Source organism: Citrobacter sp. VF227, assembly GCF_052950715.1.
The window spans coordinates 1-484 of sequence record NZ_JBRFVF010000331.1; the positions used below are offsets into that span (position 1 = coordinate 1).

The window sequence follows — 484 nt, forward strand, 5'->3', positions numbered from 1 at the left end:
AATACACCACCGGCAGCGGCGAAACGCTGACCACCGCGGCGATCAGCCTGAACAACCTGCTCGGTGCGCTGCTGATCATCGCCATCACCGTGGCCCTGGCACGCAACCTGCCGGGCCTGCTTGAAGTCATGGTGCTGTCCAAGCTGCGCCTGGCCCAGGGCAGCGCCTATGCCCCCACCACGCTCCTGTCCTATGCGCTGGCCGGCTTCGGCATCGTCGCCACGCTGTCCACCCTCGGGGTCAGCTGGGACAAGCTGCAATGGCTGGTGGCGGCGCTCTCGGTCGGCCTGGGTTTCGGCCTGCAGGAGATCTTCGCCAACTTCATTTCCGGTCTGATCATCCTCTTCGAGCGCCCGGTGCGCATCGGCGACGTGGTCACCATCGGCAACCTGTCCGGCACGGTCAGCCGGATTCGCATCCGTGCCACCACCATCACCGACTTCGACCGCAAGGACATCATCGTCCCGAACAAGACCTTCATCAC

1 protein-coding gene is annotated in these 484 nt (G+C 64.7%); it reads left to right on the forward strand.

Annotation, left to right across the window (positions count from 1 at the left end; translation table 11 throughout):
* On the forward strand, positions 1 to 484 hold a 484-nt coding region (locus ACU8YC_RS26590), incomplete at both ends, for a mechanosensitive ion channel domain-containing protein (protein WP_446896205.1).